Raw genomic sequence first — 15,046 nt, 5'->3', positions numbered from 1 at the left:
CCCTTATGAGCAAGGGAAACACCACCAGGATCACCGACGAGCTGTACGCGTACATGCTGGCGCACAACCCGCCGCTGGACGCGGTGCAGCGCGAGCTCGTGGAGACGACGTACGCCCGGCTGCCCGACCACGCGGGCATGCAGTCGGCCGAGGAGCAGGCCCCGCTGCTGGCCTTCCTCGTCCGGCTCGTGGGCGCCCGGCACGTGGTGGAGGTCGGCACCTTCACCGGGTTCTCGGCGCTCGCCATGGCGCAGGCGCTGCCCGACGACGGACGGCTGATCGCGTGCGACATCTCGGAGGAGTGGACGGCGTACGGGCGTGAGGCCTGGACGAAGGCGGGCGTGGCGCACAAGGTGGACCTGCGGATCGCTCCGGCGCTCGACACGCTGCGGGCGATGCCCGCCGAGCCGCACATCGACTTCGCCTACCTGGACGCGGACAAGGACAACTACATCGCGTACTGGGAGGAGCTGGTGCCCAGGATGCGGCAGAACGGCCTCATCGCCGCGGACAACGTGCTCTTCCACGGCGAGGTCGTGGACCCGGCGGCGACCGGTCCCGCCGCCGGGATCCAGCGCTTCAACGAGCACGTGAAGCGGGACGAGCGGATGGACAGCGTGATGCTGATCGTGGCGGACGGCTTGACGGTGTCCAGGAAGCGCTAGCGTCCCTGTCCCTGTCCCTGTCCCTGGAGGGCAGGGGTGGGGTGCTGTGGCGTGGCTCCGCCGCGTGGGCGCGCCCGGCCGAGCAGGGTCCGCGGCCGGGGCGCCTGGAAGCCGGGCAGTGGTCCGCGGCCGGGGCGCCAAGGGCCTGTCGTCAAATTCCCGTCTGTCCTGCGACGCCTGGCACGCACTCTCGCCGCACCGGGCGAAAGCCCACGTACGTCCAGTACGAGGGCTCTCGCCCGGCGCGCCGAGAGCACGCACCAGACGCCGCCGGACCGCCCTTCGGGCGACGACGGGAATGTGACGACAGGCCCTAGCCGCAGCAGCCTCCGCCGCAGCACCCGCCCCCGCCCCCGCCGGACGGCGCCGGCGCACCCTTGGCCATCCCGCCCACAGCCACGGTGGACAGCAGCTTCACCGTGTCCTCATGCCCGGCAGGGCAGGTCGCGGGCGCGGCCGACTCGGCCATGGGCCGACTGAGCTCGAACGTGTCGCCGCACGAGCGGCACCGGTAGTCATAGCGAGGCATGCCCCCAGGCTAACCGCCCGGTGGCGGGGCCGTGCGGCTTACCGCAGCGGCCGCTCCCGTACGCCCGGCTCCGCCTCCGCCTCCGCCTCGCGCCGCGCCTTCCAGTACGGGTTGTCGTGCGGCAGATTGCTGCCGACCCGCCCGTACATCCCGAAGACCATCAGCGCCAGGCCCACCAGGAAGCTGAAGATCACGTTCTGCATCTTGAAGGCGAGGAAATTCGCCGAGCCGCGGTCCAGCAGGGCCAGATTCACGAACCCGCTGATCAGGAACAGCACCCCGAGGGACATGTTCAGCCAGGACGCGAAGTTGCCGCCCTTGACCATGCCGTAGAGGAGCAGCGCTCCCACGACGATCGAGATCACGCTGAGCGTGCCGTTGGTGCTCAGCCCGGCGACCTCTTTGCCGCCGGTGTCGAAGAACCCGATGTTGTGGGTGAGCCCCAGGATGCCGAAGACGAGCAGGAAGAGCCCCATGATCCCGGCGCCGAAGCGGTACACCTGGCTCAGGCGGTGGTCGACGGGCAGGTGCTCGTCGAGGGACACATGGGGGGTGCGCAGGGGGTGGCGCACGGGATGAAGCGGCTGGGTGGCCATGGGCGGCCTCCTCGTGTCGTCCGTACTCCCAGGATCCGCCCGTCTCGCAGAGGAGACAACTCGTCCGGGCGGCGGACCTGCGGCATCCTGGCGGCGGACCTGCGGTATCCCGGCGGCATCCCTTGCGGTGGACCGGTGGCATCCCGGTGGCATCCCGGTGGCATCCCGGCGGAGGCCTGCCCGCGCTCCGGCGGGCCCCGGTGCCGCCCCTCAGGCTCCGTGCCCGCGCTCCTCGCGGATCTGGGCCACCACGCGCGCGGCGGTCTGCCGGACCGCCTCGGTCTCGGTGAGGAAGTGCCAGTAGTCGGGGTGGCGGCCCTCCAGCGTGGCGATCGCGCGGTCCAGCCGCGCCACGGCGTCGTCGAGCGGGCGGGCGTGGTGCGGGTCCGGGGTGTTGCGGCCGGACATCGCGAGGCGCTGCGCGTCCCGGATCGCGAAGCGCGTCCGCTGGATCTCCTGCTCCGGGTCCTTCGCCACGGCGTTGAGTCGCTGGAGCCGGTCACCGGCGGCCGAGACCGCCTCGTCGGTGGAGTTGAGGAGCGCCCTGACCGTACTCAGCCGGGAGGTCGCGTCGGCCCAGCGCTGCTCGTCGCGCGCGGCGGCGGCCTCCTTCAGCTTCTCCTCGGCCTGCCGTACGTTCACGAGCGCCTGGTCGGGGACCTGCTGGAGGTCCTGCCAGCAGGCGGCCGCGAACCGGCGCCGCAGCTCGCTCAGGACCGGGTCGACGGTCCCGGCCCGGGTGGTGAGCGCCTGCGCGCGCGTACGCAACGAGACCAGCCGGCGGTCGATCTCGGCGGCCCGCTCGGGCAGCCGCTCGGCCTCGGCGCGCACCCCCTCGGCCTCCCGCAGCACCCGGTCGGCCCGCTCCAGGGTCTCGGGCACGCCGTGCCGGCCCGCGCCCTGGTTGAGCCGGGTCAGCTCGGGCCCCAGCGCGGCGAGGCGGGCGGCGAGATCGTCCGCTCTCATTCCGGACGCCCGCACCGAATCGAGAGCAGTGCTCGCGGAAAGGAGCGCCTGTCGCGCCCGCTCCACGGCCGGCGCGAGCCGCGCCAGCTGGGTCTCGGCGGTGGACAGCAGCGGCCCCAGGCTCTGCTCGAACCGGTCGAGCTCGCCCTTGACCCGGACGAGGTCGTCCTTGGCCTTCGTCAGCTCGCCCCTGGCCCGGGAGGCCACCGAGGCGTCCAGGTCGTCACGGTCCAGGTCGTACGCGTCGACCGCGGTGATGTAGTCGTTGCTGACCTCGTCGATGCGCCGGCCGAGCGCCGCGAAGTCGTCGACGGCCTTGCGGGCGCGCGGCGAGCTGTCCACCGCGGTGATCGTCTCGATGGAGATCCGCAGGTCGCGCTGGGCGGTGTCCAGCTCGTAGAAGGCGGCGGCCGCCGCGTCCTTGGCCGCCTGCGCGTCGGCCCGCACGCTCTCGCCGCGCCCGCCGAACCACCGCCGCGTCCCGCCTCCGGCGAACGCCCCGGGCAGCAGCGCGGCCCCGAGCACCAGCGGCAGCGCGACGAGCGCGAACGCGTCCCCGAGGACCCGCAGCCCCCCGGCGGCCCGGCCTCCGGCCACCGGCCCTCTGGCGGCCCGGCCTCGGGCCACCGGCCCTCCGGCGGCCCGCACTCCGACACCGGGGACGATGGCACCCGCTCTGCTGTACGGCCGCGCGTGTGTCGCCGTCACATCCCTCTCCCGTGCCGTGTCCGCCTGCCGGTTCATTCTCCCACCTGGTACTGACGAACACACCGGCCGATTAGTTCGCACTCTCCCGCCGCCCCGGGCCGATCCGGCCTCCCGCGCCCCCGCGTCCCGCGATCCGAACCGGGCCGCCGCCGAGAACGCGTTTGCAGCCCGGCCCCGGAGGCCATGTACGCTGTTCCCTCATCCACGGATGTGCCACGGGCGTGTAGCTCAGGGGTAGAGCGCTGCTCTTACAAAGCAGATGTCGGCGGTTCGAAACCGTCCATGCCCACCCGTAGGAAGCGGCAGGTGAGAGCCTGCCGATGGCCCCCCGGCCGATCTCGGCCGGGGGGCCGCTTCATGCCTGCTTCATGCCCGGACGTCACAGGGATGCCGCATCCCACCACAAGGGAGGCCCCCCGCCGATCAGGGCGGGCCCCTTCGTCGTTACCGTTCCCCCTCCGCCGGCCGCCCGCACCGCAGGTTCCAGCGCCCCGCCCGGCCCGAGAGTTCCGTCAGGGTCAGGGGGGCCACGTCCAGGCGCCAGAAGGAGGCGGGGGGCAGGGTCAGGGCGTGGGTCACGGCCGCGCGGACCACCGCCGGGGAGGCGACCGCGAGGATCCGGCCGCCCGCCGCCGGGAGCGTGTCCAGCCACGCGCCCACGCGCGCGATGAGCGCGAGCAGGCTCTCCCCGCCGTGCGGCGCCGCGGCGGGATCGGTGAGCCATGCCCGTACGCCCGTGGGATCCGCGGCGCTCAGCTCGTCCAGCCGGCGCCCCCGCCAGCGGCCCAGATCCCAGTCGGTCAGGGCCGGTTCGTCGCAGGTGGGCAAGCCGTCCGCCAACTCGTAGAGGGAGGACGGCGGCTTCAGTCGGCGGGCCGGGACCGGAAGCGCCGCCGCCGCGGCCTTGACCCGGCGGACCGCGCCCTCGTCCGGGGCGGCCGCGTCGTCGCCGACTCTCGCCTCGCGCGCGTAGCGGTCGGCCGGGGGTGAGATCAACATCACGCGTACGGTCATGGGACAAGCAGAGCACGGCCGTTGACGCACTTCGCGCGGGGGCTGCGCCCCCGTACGCCGTAGCGGTGCGGTCCGTCACGCGGTACGGTCTCGTGGACATAAAGACGGTGTGAAGGAAGCCCGGTGAGAATCCGGCACGGTCGCGCCACTGTGAACCCGGCGAGCGCCCTCAACAGGGAGCGAAGGCGGGGAAGTCAGACCCACCACCGTCGACAAAGGCACCAATGACCGGGACGCGTGTTCCCCAGGAGGTTCTGCCGTGGCACTCTCCGCCGCCCCTGCGCCCAGCGCAGCTGCAACGCCGGCCATCACCCCCATCTCGCTCAAGGCGATCGCTCCCTGGGCGCTCTTCTTCGGCATCCTCATGCTCGTCCTCCTGTACTTCGTCGGTGCCGAGCAGGGCGCCACGAACCTGATCTCCGGTGAGAACGTCCATGAGTGGCTCCACGACGGACGCCACCTGCTCGGCTTCCCCTGCCACTGACCGGGGAACCGACTCGTGAACTCCCTGTCCGTCAGGGCCCTGTTGGTGCGGGGCATGATCGCCGGTCTGGCGGCGGGCGCCCTGGCGCTCGTCGTGGCGTACCTCCTGGGTGAGCCCCGGGTGGACGCGGCCATCGACTTCGAGGAAGCGCACGCGCACGAGCACGGCGAAGAGGTGTTCAGCCGCACCCTGCAGTCCACCGGCGGCCTCGCCACCGGTGTGCTGGTGTTCGGCGTGGCCATCGGCGGCATCGCCGCGCTCGCGTTCTGCGTGGCGCTCGGCCGGATCGGCCGCTTCGGGCCGCGCGCCACGGCGGCGCTCGTCTCGGTCGGCGCGCTCCTGACCGTCTACGTCGTCCCGTTCCTGAAGTACCCGGCGAACCCGCCGTCCATCGGTGACCCCGACACGATCGGCAAACGCACCGCCCTGTACTTCCTGATGATCGCGCTGAGCGTGCTGCTCGCCGTCGCCGCCGTGATCCTCGGCAAGCGGCTCGCGCCCCGCCTCGGCAACTGGAACGCGACCGTCGCCGCGGCGGCCGCCTTCCTGGTCGCCGTCGGGCTCGCGTACGCGTTCCTGCCCACCGTCAACGAGGTCCCGAAGGACTTCCCGGCCATGCTGCTCTGGCGGTTCCGCCTGGCGGCCCTCGCCATCCAGGTGACCCTGTGGACCGGCTTCGGGCTGGTCTTCGGCCACCTCGCCGAACGGCTCCTGGTGCCCAAGGCCGCACCGGCCGGGCCCCGGGACTCGGGCACGACCGTGGAGAGCACGGCCGCGGCCGCCCACTGACCCTGGCACCGCCGCACGCACGAGGGCCCCGGACCGTGATGGTCCGGGGCCCTCGCGCGCGTAGGCCATGCGCTGTTCTCGGCGTGCTGTGTGCTGTGTGCTGGTTGTTGTGCGCTGTGGGTGCGGTGTGCTGTGGTGGCGCTCGATCAGTCCGGGCGGCGCAGGGAGAACAGACGGCTCTGCCGCTCCCTGCGGTAGCGCCGCTCCCACCGGTCCATACGGTCCCGGCGGGCGCGGTAGGCCCGATAGTCGGTGTCCGTGCCACGGCCGCCGCCGGCTCCGGACGAGCCGCCGGACGGTGCCGTGGAGCGGCCACGGCGTGGGGCGCTGAAGAGTACGGCCACCACGGCGACGCAGAACACGATGCCGCCGAGACTGAAGCCGAAGCCGTACAGGACCAGCGCCAGGACGAGTAGCAACAAAATCATGGCGTGTTCCTCTAGGGACGGATCGGGGGCTCCCCTCGCCCCCGGGCGCCCTCCAAGCTACTCCGGTACGGCGGGAGTTGGCCTCCGAGTTGTGCGGGCGTCGGCGCCTCACGCGCCCCTACAGCCCGCGCAGCCGCTCCATCTCCCGGCGGTCCCGCTTGGTGGGGCGGCCCATGCCCCGGTCGCGCACTCCGGCGGCCAGTACGTCCGAGCGGGCGGGCGGCGGCGGGCTGTTGTCGACATAGGTCTCGGCCGCGATCGTCGCGCCCACCCGCTTGCGGATGACCTTCGCGACCACGACGATCCGCTCCCGCCCGTCCAGGCGCAGCCGCACCTCGTCGCCCACCTTCACGGTGTGCGCGGGCTTGACGCGCTCGCCGTTGAGCTGGACGTGACCGGCGCGGCACGCCGTCGCCGCCTGGGAACGCGTCTTGGTGAGCCGTACGGACCAGATCCAGCTGTCGATCCGTACGGGCTCGGAGGGCCCCGCCGGTCCCGCCGGTCCCGCCGGGCCCTTGGCCCCCTGTGCCTTCACCGCGTCTGCTGCCGCCATGCCCACGACTCTACCGAGGCCGTTGTCAGTGGTACCCGTCACACTTGAGGCATGTGCAGAAGCATCAAGACGCTCAGGCCGCCGGTCCTCCCCGAGGAGGCCACCGACGACGAGATCCGCGCGGCGGCTCTCCAGTACGTGCGCAAGGTGTCCGGCTTCCGTGCGCCCGCCGCGCACAACCGGGAGGTCTTCGACCGGGCGGTGGACGAGATAGCGCGGGCCACGGCCGAGCTGCTCGAAGGCCTGGAGATACGGGGAGTGCCGGTCAGGACGTCGGCGTCGGCGTAGGTGCGGCGCGGGTGCGCGTAGGTACGGCGCTGGTGGAGGTGCGGCCGGGCTGCGAGGCGTGCGATCAGGGCTGGTCAGGCCTGTTCAGGCGGCCGGGCTGGCCGCCGTGGCCGCGGCCGGGCGGCGCATGACGTAGGCGGCGAGGGAGCCCGCCGCGAACAGGGCGAGGACGGAGATGCCCGTGCCGAGCCAGGTCGCGCCGAGCCAGCGCCCGCCGAAGTAGCCGAGCCCCACGCTGTATCCGGCCCAGACCACCCCGGCGAGGGCGGACCACGGCAGGAACTGCCTGGGGGTGCGGTGCGCCGCGCCCGCGCCGAGCGAGACGACGGACCGGCCCGCCGGGGCGAACCGGGCGATGACGACGAGCGCGCCGCCGCCCCGGCTCAGTGCGGCGCCGAGACGTTCCTGTGCGCGGGTCAGCCGGCGCGAGCGGGCGATGGCCCGGTCCAGCCGCGCCCCGCCGCGCCAGGCGAGGCGGTACGCGACGAGGTCGCCGAGGACCGAGGCCGCGGCGGCGCAGGCGGCGAGGAGGAGCAGGTCGGGCACGTCGCGTATCGCGTGCGGGGCGCCCGCCGCGGTGGTCGACCCGGCCGCCGCGGAGGTCGCGGCGGTGATCACCAGGACCCCGCTGGGCAGGACCGGGAGGAACACGTCCAGGAGAACGGAGACAGTCACCACGGCGTAAATCCATGGGCTGCCCGTCAGCAACCCCACACTCTCCAGCACTACGACCCCCGAACGGAATGCGCCCCGCTGTCGCTGGTCCGCGGTCGGGTCGCTGTACAGCCGTACAGCGTACGCCTGGGGCGCGCGGGGTTTCCGTTCGGGGGTGGGATGTCACCGGCGACCCGGTGAACGGCTGTGCGGGCGGTGAGGGTGCGTCAGCGTGCCGCGCCCGCCGGGGCGGCGGTGGCGGCCTCCGGCGCGGTGGCGGTGGCGCGGGCGCCGAGCAGCTGGTCGAGGGCGAGGGCGCCGGGGCCGGTGAAGACGAGCAGCAGGAAGACCCAGCTGAACATCGCGGCGTTCTCGCCGCCGTTCTGCAGGGGGAGCAGTGCGCCGGACTGGTGCACGTCGAAGTAGGCGTACGCCATGGAGCCCGAGGAGAGGAAGGCGGCGGAGCGGGTGAAGAGTCCGGCCATGATCAGCAGGCCGCCGACGAGCTGGATGACTGCCGCGTACCAGTAGGGCCAGGCGCCGGTCTCGACGGTGCCGCCGGTCCCGGCCGCGCCGCCGAACCAGCCGAAGAGCGAGGCGGCGCCGTGGCAGGCGAAGAGGAAGCCGGTGACGATGCGGAAGAGGCCCAGGGCGTAGGGCTTGGCGCGCTCGGTGTTCAGAGCGGAGGGGAGCGTGGGGGAAGCCATGGGGACGGGCTCCTTCGGTGTGGGGGACGGGGCCGGTGGAGCCTCAAGGTTAGGTAGACCTGAGTAGTGCTTGCAAGTTCAAGTTTAAGTAGATGTCTCAATTCTGGTTGAGGCTGGCCGAAATTCATCTTTACGGGGGGCATATGTGAACGTATGGCGAACGCGCCGGGACGCAGGGTTACGAGTGGAGTGGCGGCGCGCGGGGCTGCGAAGGCGCCTCGGGCGGCTTACGGCTCGGGCTTTACGGAGTTCGGCTCGGGCTTTAGTGCGTGAGGTCCTCGTCCAGGACCGTGACCAGGCGGGCCCCGTCGCGCCCGGCTGCCCGCGCCTGGTCCAGCCGGAGGCGGGCCGCGCGGCCGGTCAGGGTCAGCGTCATCAACTGGTTCCCGAACCAGGGGCCGCCGGCCCTGCGCCAGCGCACCGGCGGCGCGCCGAGACGGCCGTGCCGGGCCAGCGCCCGGCCGAGCCGCCGCCCCCACCGGCTCCACCCGAAGCGGAACATGGCCCGCAGGGACGGCGGGACGGAGTTGTGGACGGGCGAGCAGGTCAGCTGGAGCACGCGCGCGTCGGGGCCGCCGGTGGGCCAGACCGGCTCCGCGAGGTACGCGTGGTGCACATCGCCGGAGAGCACGCAGACCGTGGCGGGCGCCTGCGGCACACTGCCGGCCTGAGCGATCAGCTCCGCGAGCCGGGCGAAGGAGGACGGGAAGGCCGCCCAGTGCTCCAGGTCGGCCCGGCGGCGCACCTTCTCGCCGAACCGCGCCCAGCGCGGGCCGCGTTCGCCCCGGCACAGGGCCGCGTCCCAGCCCTCCGCGTCATGGACGAGCGGCGGCAGCAGCCACGGCAGCGAGGTCCCGATGAGCAAGTGGTCGTACGGGCCGGTCCTTTCGGGGCTGGTGGCGTCGGAGCCGGTCGCCTCGGGGCCAGTCCCGTCGAGGGCGGTCGCGTACGGGCCGGTCCCCTCGGGGTCCGTCCCGTCGAGCACCTGCTCCCGTACCCAGTCGGCCTCCGTCTCGTCGAGCATCGCGCGCTTCTGCTCGTCCAGGACCCGGGCCGCCCGGCTGTCCACCATCAGCAGCCGTACGCGTCCGAAGTCCCGGCGGTAGCTCCAGCGCGCGGTGGCCGGAGAGGTGCCCGCCTCCGCCGCGAACCGGCGCAGCGCCTCCGTCCCGTCGGGGCCGCTCCGTACCGCCGCGTACAGCGGATCGGCGGCGAGTTCGGCGGGCGGGAGATTGCCGAGGTGCTGGTAGACCCAGTACGACATCAGTCCGCCGGTGAGCCGCTCCGCCCACCACGGGGTGGCGCGCATCTCGGCCAGCCAGGCGGCGCTGGTGTTCCAGTCGTCGATGACGTCGTGGTCGTCGAAGATCATGCAGCTCGGCACGGTGGAGAGCAGCCAGCGGATCTCGGGGTCGCCCCACGACTCGTCATAGAGCCGGGTGTACTCGTCGTAGTCCCCGACCTGTGCCCCCGGCGGGTCGGCCAGATCGCGCCGGGCCGCGAGCCAGCGGCGGGTCGCCCGCGAGACGGAGTCGGCGTACACCTGGTCGCCCAGGAGCAGCAGGACGTCGGGCCGCTCGGCGTACGGGCCGGTGTCGGGGGCGCTGTCCGGGGCGGCGTCCGGGTCGGTATCCGGGGCGGCGTCCGCGTGCGTGGCGTCGGCGGTCAGCCGTGCGGCGAGGCCGGTGGCGAGCGTGTCCAGGGCGTCGGGCCCGGCGGGGTCGCGCTCGCCCTTGGGCGGGGCGCCCCAGCGGCAGGACCCGAAGGCGACCCTCAGCGGGGAGCCGCCGGGCGCGGGCGTGCGGATCACGGACGGGGGGAAGGGGGAGCGCTCGGGCGGCCACACCCGCCGCCCGTCGAGCAGCACTTCGTACGGGGTGGCGGCGCCCGGGGTGAGGCCGGTGACCGGGACCAGCGCGTAGTGGTGCCCGCAGATCTGGAACGTAGGGGAGGAGCCGGAGGCGCTGTCGGGGCAGCGGACCGCGACCGTGCACGGGCGGTCGGTCTCGACCCAGACCGTGGCCGAGGCGCCCGAAGCCCCGTCGACGTACCGCAGCAGTGGTCCCAGGCGCAGTCCGGCCATGTCGTCCCCTCCGTCGCTCCGTACGGTACGGAACGACGGAGGGGCGAGACAGCCCCGGCGGCCCGGCGGGTGGCGCCGAAGCGGGCGGGTCCGGGCTCAGCAGCCGTTGAGGACGTTCTGGAGGGCGGACTTCTCGGCGGAGTCCACCTTCAGGTCGTAGTAGTGCTTCACGTCCACCCACATCCGGGCGTACGTGCAGCGGTAGGCGGTGCGCGAGGGCAGCCACTCGGCCGGGTCCTTGTCGCCCTTGGCCTGGTTGACGTTGTCGGTGACGGCGATCAGCTGGGGCCGGGTCAGGTCGTTGGCGAAGGCCTGGCGCTGCGCCGTCGTCCAGGCGCTGGCGCCCGAGCGCCAGGCTTCGGCGAGCGGGACGACGTGGTCGATGTCGAGGTCGGCGGCGGCCGTCCAGGTGGCGCCGTCGTACTCGGAGTACCAACTGCCGCTGGTCGCCGCACAGCTGGAGTCCGTGACGACGTTGGTGCCGTCGCGCTTGAGGACGACCTCGCGGGTGTTGCAGGTGCCCGACTGGGTGATCCAGTGCGGGAACATGGCGCGGCTGTAGCCGTCGGAGGAGCCCTCCGGGGTGGCGGTCATGGCCGCGAGATAGCTGCGGGCAGTGGCGGCGCTGACCGGGGCGGGGGGTGAGGCCTGGGCGCCGGGGGCGGTGAGCAGGCTGGCGGTGGCGAGGAGGGCGGCGGAGGCGGTGAGCGCGGAGAGCCTGGCTATTCGACGCGCGTAGACACCTGACATGCGAACTCCCTGGATGTGGGGGGACCTTGGCCGGGCGCACGGGTGTGCGGCCCGGTCATCGTGGCGGCGCCGGGTTTCCGTGGGGTGGGCGCCAGGTAACAGGGTGGCGACATGGGCACGTCACATCAAGAGGTGTCGCGATTCCGGTGGTCATTGCGACGCCCTTGTCCCGCAAGGGAACTGACGCCCCGTATGCCACGGTTGCACCACCCGGCGCGGGCGCGGTCGCGGGCGTACCGTGGGCGCGTGCTGCTGCCCGTCAATGTCACGCTGGGGGTCGTTCTCGCCGTACTGCTCCTGGCCGCGGCCGGTGTCGCGGCGGTGGCGCGGCTCGGCCGGGCGAAGGAGATCATGGTCGCCGGGGTGCGCGCGACCGTTCAGCTGGCGGTGGTGGCGAGCGCCATCCGCTGGGTGGTCGGCTCGGTGCCGCTGCTGCTCTGCTTCCTGCTGCTGATGTACGCGGTGGCGGTCCGTACGGCCGGGCGGCGGATGACGCCCAACGGCACCTGGTGGTGGGCCGCGCTGCCGATCGCGGCCGGGGTGACCCCGGTGGTCGGTGCGCTGCTGCTCACCGGGCTCGTCCCGGTCAAGGGGATCGCGCTCATCCCCGTCACCGGCATCCTCATCGGCGGCGCGCTCACCGCGACGGTGCTCGGCGGGCGGCGCGCGCTGGACGAGCTGACCGTGCGGCGCGGTGAGGTGGAGGCGGGGATGGCGCTCGGGCTGCTCGACCGGGACGCGCGGCTGGAGGTGGCCAGGACCGCCGCGTCGGACGCGCTGCTGCCGGGGCTCGACCAGACGCGGACGGTGGGGCTGGTCACGCTGCCGGGCGCGTTCGTCGGGATGCTGCTCGGCGGGGCGTCACCGGTGCAGGCGGGGGCGGTGCAGCTGTTCGTGCTGGTCGCGCTGATGGCGGTGCAGGGGGTGGCGGTCTCGGTGGTGCTGGAGCTGGTGGGGCGGGGGCTGGTGCATCGGGATGTGGCGGGGTGAGGGCCCTGGCCGTGGTGGGGGGTGTGAGGGACTTTGGTCCCTGCCGGGGGTCTGGTGGCGTCGCGTATTCTGTACGGAGCAGAAGGGGAGTAGCTCTTCGCCGGAACGTCGACATACTGCTGGACTTCCCCGGGCTCTTCGAGCAGGGGGCCCCAGCCGGCGCCCGGAGGCAGGCCCGCGAGGGCTCGCCAGCGAGACCTTCGGCCTACGCAGTGACCATGACCGTTTCATGGCGCTGCCGTGCCGAAGCGACCCCGGATTCTTTCGTGACACGCTCTCGGTACGGCCGCGCCCGACCGATTGAGGACCCTCTCCCGTGCTCAGCTTCACCATCCTGGCGATCACCTTCGGCGTGGTCTTCCTCGCCGAGCTCCCCGACAAGACCGCGCTCGCGGGCCTGATGCTCGGGACCCGCTACAAGGCGTCGTACGTGTTCGTCGGCGTCGCGGCCGCGTTCCTCGTGCACGTCGCGCTGGCCATCGCGGCGGGCAGCGTGCTGACGCTGCTGCCGCACCGGCTGCTCCAGGCGATCGTGGGCGTGCTCTTCCTCGCGGGTGCGGCGATGCTGCTGTTCAAGAAGGACGAGGAGGAGGACGGGGTGAAGGCCCCGGCCGACCAGTCGTTCTGGAAGGTGTCCGGGGCGGGGTTCATGCTGATCCTGGTCGCGGAGTTCGGGGACCTGACGCAGATCATGACGGCGAATCTGGCCGCCCGTTACGACAGCCCGCTGTCGGTGGGGCTGGGCGCGGTGCTGGCCCTCTGGGCGGTCGCGGGGCTGGGGATCGTGGGTGGGCGGACGCTGATGAGGTATGTGCCGCTGCGGTTGATCACGAAGGTTGCGGCTTGTCTGATGGCGGCGCTTGCCGGGTTCAGCCTGTTTGAGGCTGTGGCCGGCTGACGTTTGTTCGTGGGGGCCCTCCGGGAGGGGGAGGAGGTTTCGTCTGCGGGCCGGTGGGGGCTGGTCGCGCAGTTCCCCGCGCCCCTTGAGCGCCCCTGCGGGGCGATCTCGGTCGTTGCTCGCCTGCGGACCGTGGGGGCTTGTCGCGCAGTTCCCCGCGCCCCTGAGACGCCCCCCTCCGGGGCGATCCCCGGTCGTCTTTTGGGCGCGCGGCGGTGGGCTTGTCGCGCAGTTCCCCGCGCCCCTGAAGCGGCGTCCCTGCGGGGCGATCGCCACAGGGGCGCCCCGGTGACAAGGGCGCCCCTGTGACGGTGGTCGTTCTACTGGGTGATCTTCAGCGTCAGTGTGCCGTCCTGCTCCGCCGTCAGCGTTACGTGCGTCAGGTCCTCGACGTGCGCCGTCGGTGCGTGTGCGGCTGCTCGCGGGCCCACGCCTATGACGCGCATTCCTGCTGCCAGGCCCGCCTGGATGCCTGCCTCCGAGTCCTCGAAGACTATGCAGTCCGCCGGGGCGAAGCCCAGTTCGGCCGCGCCCTTGAGGAAGCCCTCGGGGTCCGGCTTGCTCGCGCCCACCCGCTCGGCGGTGACGCGTACGGTCGGTATCGGCAGGCCTGCCGCGCCCATACGGGCCTGGGCGAGCGGCTCGTTCGCCGAGGTCACCAGGGCGTGGGGGAGCCCGGCGAGGGAGGCCATGAAGGCGGGGGCGCCCGGGACGGGGACGACGCCGTCGGTGTCGGCGGTCTCCTCGGCGAGCATCACGCGGTTGTCCGCGAGGTTCTGCTCCATCGGGCGGTCCGGCAGCAGGACGGCCATGGTGGCGTAGCCCTGGCGGCCGTGGACGACCTTCAGCGCCTCTTCGGGGTCCAGCCCGTGCTCCACGGCCCAGCGGCGCCAGCACCGTTCGACCACGGCGTCGGAGTTGACGATCGTGCCGTCCATGTCGAGGAGGAGGGCGCGGGCGTTCAGGGTGGTGGGCGTGGCCGGCATCGGCGGACTCCTGGGAGCGGGAGCAGAGACAAGTGGCTCCGCCCGCCGGTCAGGGAGTACGGGCGGAACCACTTTGTTCCATCACGATACAAAACAAGTGCCGAATGGTCCAACCGTGGCTCAGGGTGTCCGCGTGCCTCAGGGTGTCCGCGTGCCCTTGGGGCGTCTGCGTCTGCGTCTGCGCCTGCGTCCGCGCGCCTCAGCCCCCCGTCTGTGCCTCCAGGGCTCGACGGGTCTCCGGGCCGTACACGCCCGGCGGGTCGCCTTGCAGGCCCATGTACGACTGGTACGTACGCACCGCGTTCTCCGTCCGGGAGCCGAAGTGGCCGTCGACCTTTCCGTCGTAGATCGCCAACTGGGCGAGGCGGTCCTGGAGTTCGACCACCTCGGAGCCGTCGTCGCCCCGGCGCAGTACGGGGGCCGTGGCGGGGGGTGGGGCCGGGGCGGTCGTGGTGTCCACGGTGCCGGTGCCGGTGACTTGCGAACGGGTCGGCGACGGGGTGGTGGGGCGGCGGGACGGGGTGGTGGAGGGCTTGGGCGTGCTGGTCGGGGACGGCGAGCTCTTGCGGGGGGACGGGCTGGTGCGCGCGGTGCCGTGGGTGGGCTTGCGGGTGGTGGGGGAGGGCGGCACGGCGGAGGTGGTGCCGGGGTCTGGGGCGGTGCTCACGGTTGTGGCCGGGGCGGTCGCCTTGTCTTCGGAGTCGCCGCCGCCGAGCAGGCCGCTCGCGTACGCGGCCGTGCCGAGCGTGGCGATCGTTACGGCGGCGGCGAGGGCGAGGAGGAGGGGGTGGCGGCGGGTGCGGGCGGTCGGGTGCGGGTCGGTGGGGGCTGGTCGCGCAGTTCCCCGCGCCCCTGGGTGGTTGGTCGGGTGCGGGTCGGTGGGGGCTGGTCGCGCAGTTCCCCGCGCCCCTGGGGGGATGGGGTGGAGCGGCATCGTGGCCCCCGGGTCACCTGTGGC

18 protein-coding genes, 1 tRNA gene and 1 riboswitch are annotated in these 15,046 nt (G+C 73.1%); of the genes, 7 read left to right on the top strand and 12 right to left on the bottom strand.

Annotated elements, in window-relative coordinates; all coding sequences use genetic code 11:
• Positions 1-5: 5 nt before the first annotated feature.
• Entirely contained in the window at positions 6-665 is a 660-nt protein-coding gene (locus AB0G17_RS08935) for a class I SAM-dependent methyltransferase (protein ID WP_361377795.1), read from the top strand.
• A 313-nt stretch (positions 666-978) separates the two neighbouring features.
• On the opposite strand, the gene AB0G17_RS08930 is transcribed toward AB0G17_RS08935, so the two are convergent.
• The 3 genes from AB0G17_RS08930 to AB0G17_RS08920 form a co-directional block, all read right to left on the bottom strand.
• Positions 979-1,194: a zinc ribbon domain-containing protein gene (locus AB0G17_RS08930; protein WP_361377792.1), complete on the bottom strand. Its 216-nt coding sequence runs from the start codon at positions 1,192-1,194 to the stop codon at positions 979-981.
• A 38-nt stretch (positions 1,195-1,232) separates the two neighbouring features.
• A complete protein-coding gene (locus tag AB0G17_RS08925) occupies positions 1,233-1,790 on the bottom strand; it encodes a DUF4383 domain-containing protein (RefSeq protein WP_361377789.1) in 558 nt (185 codons plus the stop codon).
• A gap of 210 nt (positions 1,791-2,000) precedes the next feature.
• A complete protein-coding gene (locus tag AB0G17_RS08920) occupies positions 2,001-3,500 on the bottom strand; it encodes a hypothetical protein (protein WP_361377786.1) in 1,500 nt (499 codons plus the stop codon).
• Positions 3,501-3,681: 181 nt separating this feature from the next.
• On the opposite strand from AB0G17_RS08920, the gene AB0G17_RS08915 reads away from it, so the two are divergent.
• A tRNA-Val gene (locus AB0G17_RS08915) sits at positions 3,682-3,753 on the top strand.
• 155 nt (positions 3,754-3,908) lie between these two features.
• Here AB0G17_RS08915 and AB0G17_RS08910 read toward each other — a convergent pair.
• Complete coding sequence (locus AB0G17_RS08910) at positions 3,909-4,478, bottom strand: histidine phosphatase family protein (protein ID WP_361377783.1); 570 nt, start codon at positions 4,476-4,478, stop codon at positions 3,909-3,911.
• Between the two features lie 76 nt (positions 4,479-4,554).
• Positions 4,555-4,701, top strand: a riboswitch (cobalamin riboswitch).
• Between the two features lie 36 nt (positions 4,702-4,737).
• On the opposite strand from AB0G17_RS08910, the gene AB0G17_RS08905 reads away from it, so the two are divergent.
• Together AB0G17_RS08905 and AB0G17_RS08900 are read left to right on the top strand one after the other, a co-directional pair.
• Entirely contained in the window at positions 4,738-4,962 is a 225-nt protein-coding gene (locus tag AB0G17_RS08905) for a CbtB domain-containing protein (protein WP_361377780.1), read from the top strand.
• 15 nt (positions 4,963-4,977) lie between these two features.
• A complete protein-coding gene (locus AB0G17_RS08900; protein ID WP_361377777.1) occupies positions 4,978-5,751 on the top strand; it encodes a CbtA family protein in 774 nt (257 codons plus the stop codon).
• A 146-nt stretch (positions 5,752-5,897) separates the two neighbouring features.
• Here the strand turns inward: AB0G17_RS08900 and AB0G17_RS08895 are convergent, their stop codons facing one another.
• Both AB0G17_RS08895 and AB0G17_RS08890 read right to left on the bottom strand, forming a co-directional pair.
• A complete protein-coding gene (locus AB0G17_RS08895) occupies positions 5,898-6,179 on the bottom strand; it encodes a hypothetical protein (protein WP_361377774.1) in 282 nt (93 codons plus the stop codon).
• 118 nt (positions 6,180-6,297) lie between these two features.
• Entirely contained in the window at positions 6,298-6,732 is a 435-nt protein-coding gene (locus tag AB0G17_RS08890; RefSeq protein WP_361377771.1) for an RNA-binding S4 domain-containing protein, read from the bottom strand.
• Between the two features lie 51 nt (positions 6,733-6,783).
• Here AB0G17_RS08890 and AB0G17_RS08885 point away from each other — a divergent pair, with 51 nt between their 5' ends.
• Positions 6,784-7,020 (top strand): DUF2277 domain-containing protein, encoded by a 237-nt coding sequence (locus tag AB0G17_RS08885; RefSeq protein WP_361377768.1) that lies wholly within the window; start codon positions 6,784-6,786, stop codon positions 7,018-7,020.
• Between the two features lie 84 nt (positions 7,021-7,104).
• Here the strand turns inward: AB0G17_RS08885 and AB0G17_RS08880 are convergent, their stop codons facing one another.
• From AB0G17_RS08880 to AB0G17_RS08865, 4 genes are all read right to left on the bottom strand, one after another.
• A complete protein-coding gene (locus tag AB0G17_RS08880) occupies positions 7,105-7,746 on the bottom strand; it encodes a VTT domain-containing protein (RefSeq protein ID WP_361377766.1) in 642 nt (213 codons plus the stop codon).
• Between the two features lie 155 nt (positions 7,747-7,901).
• Positions 7,902-8,381, bottom strand: coding sequence for a DoxX family protein (locus tag AB0G17_RS08875; RefSeq protein ID WP_361377763.1), 480 nt, complete (start codon positions 8,379-8,381; stop codon positions 7,902-7,904).
• 262 nt (positions 8,382-8,643) lie between these two features.
• On the bottom strand, positions 8,644-10,464 hold the full coding sequence (locus AB0G17_RS08870) for an alkaline phosphatase D family protein (RefSeq protein WP_361377760.1): 1,821 nt from the start codon (positions 10,462-10,464) through the stop codon (positions 8,644-8,646).
• Positions 10,465-10,560: 96 nt separating this feature from the next.
• Positions 10,561-11,214 carry an HNH endonuclease family protein gene (locus AB0G17_RS08865; protein WP_361377757.1) on the bottom strand — a complete coding sequence of 218 codons (654 nt, stop codon included), beginning with the start codon at positions 11,212-11,214 and terminating at the stop codon, positions 10,561-10,563.
• Between the two features lie 246 nt (positions 11,215-11,460).
• Here AB0G17_RS08865 and AB0G17_RS08860 point away from each other — a divergent pair, with 246 nt between their 5' ends.
• Complete coding sequence (locus AB0G17_RS08860) at positions 11,461-12,204, top strand: ABC transporter permease (RefSeq protein ID WP_361377754.1); 744 nt, start codon at positions 11,461-11,463, stop codon at positions 12,202-12,204.
• Positions 12,205-12,520: 316 nt separating this feature from the next.
• Positions 12,521-13,102 carry a TMEM165/GDT1 family protein gene (locus AB0G17_RS08855; RefSeq protein ID WP_361377751.1) on the top strand — a complete coding sequence of 194 codons (582 nt, stop codon included), beginning with the start codon at positions 12,521-12,523 and terminating at the stop codon, positions 13,100-13,102.
• A gap of 320 nt (positions 13,103-13,422) precedes the next feature.
• On the opposite strand, the gene AB0G17_RS08850 is transcribed toward AB0G17_RS08855, so the two are convergent.
• Complete coding sequence (locus tag AB0G17_RS08850) at positions 13,423-14,088, bottom strand: HAD family hydrolase (RefSeq protein WP_361377748.1); 666 nt, start codon at positions 14,086-14,088, stop codon at positions 13,423-13,425.
• A 199-nt stretch (positions 14,089-14,287) separates the two neighbouring features.
• Positions 14,288-15,022, bottom strand: a complete 735-nt coding sequence (locus AB0G17_RS08845) for a peptidoglycan-binding protein (RefSeq protein ID WP_361377745.1) — start codon at positions 15,020-15,022, stop codon at positions 14,288-14,290.
• Between the last annotated feature and the right edge of the window lie 24 nt (positions 15,023-15,046).

The sequence above is a fragment of the Streptomyces sp. NPDC023838 genome, from assembly GCF_040639555.1.
Lineage (GTDB): Bacteria > Actinomycetota > Actinomycetes > Streptomycetales > Streptomycetaceae > Streptomyces.
This window is presented reverse-complemented; position numbering and strand designations above follow the sequence as displayed.

What these genes read in the sequence shown, in the direction of transcription:
- AB0G17_RS08845 (WP_361377745.1), bottom strand. Translation starts at nt 15,022, where the DNA reads ATGCCGCTCCACCCCATCCCCCCAGGGGCGCGGGGAACTGCGCGACCA.
- AB0G17_RS08920 (WP_361377786.1), bottom strand. Translation starts at nt 3,500, where the DNA reads ATGAACCGGCAGGCGGACACGGCACGGGAGAGGGATGTGACGGCGACA.
- AB0G17_RS08930 (WP_361377792.1), bottom strand. Translation starts at nt 1,194, where the DNA reads ATGCCTCGCTATGACTACCGGTGCCGCTCGTGCGGCGACACGTTCGAG.
- AB0G17_RS08910 (WP_361377783.1), bottom strand. Translation starts at nt 4,478, where the DNA reads ATGACCGTACGCGTGATGTTGATCTCACCCCCGGCCGACCGCTACGCG.
- AB0G17_RS08870 (WP_361377760.1), bottom strand. Translation starts at nt 10,464, where the DNA reads ATGGCCGGACTGCGCCTGGGACCACTGCTGCGGTACGTCGACGGGGCT.
- AB0G17_RS08895 (WP_361377774.1), bottom strand. Translation starts at nt 6,179, where the DNA reads ATGATTTTGTTGCTACTCGTCCTGGCGCTGGTCCTGTACGGCTTCGGC.
- AB0G17_RS08875 (WP_361377763.1), bottom strand. Translation starts at nt 8,381, where the DNA reads ATGGCTTCCCCCACGCTCCCCTCCGCTCTGAACACCGAGCGCGCCAAG.
- AB0G17_RS08925 (WP_361377789.1), bottom strand. Translation starts at nt 1,790, where the DNA reads ATGGCCACCCAGCCGCTTCATCCCGTGCGCCACCCCCTGCGCACCCCC.
- AB0G17_RS08850 (WP_361377748.1), bottom strand. Translation starts at nt 14,088, where the DNA reads ATGCCGGCCACGCCCACCACCCTGAACGCCCGCGCCCTCCTCCTCGAC.
- AB0G17_RS08885 (WP_361377768.1), top strand. Translation starts at nt 6,784, where the DNA reads ATGTGCAGAAGCATCAAGACGCTCAGGCCGCCGGTCCTCCCCGAGGAG.
- AB0G17_RS08890 (WP_361377771.1), bottom strand. Translation starts at nt 6,732, where the DNA reads ATGGCGGCAGCAGACGCGGTGAAGGCACAGGGGGCCAAGGGCCCGGCG.
- AB0G17_RS08865 (WP_361377757.1), bottom strand. Translation starts at nt 11,214, where the DNA reads ATGTCAGGTGTCTACGCGCGTCGAATAGCCAGGCTCTCCGCGCTCACC.
- AB0G17_RS08935 (WP_361377795.1), top strand. Translation starts at nt 6, where the DNA reads ATGAGCAAGGGAAACACCACCAGGATCACCGACGAGCTGTACGCGTAC.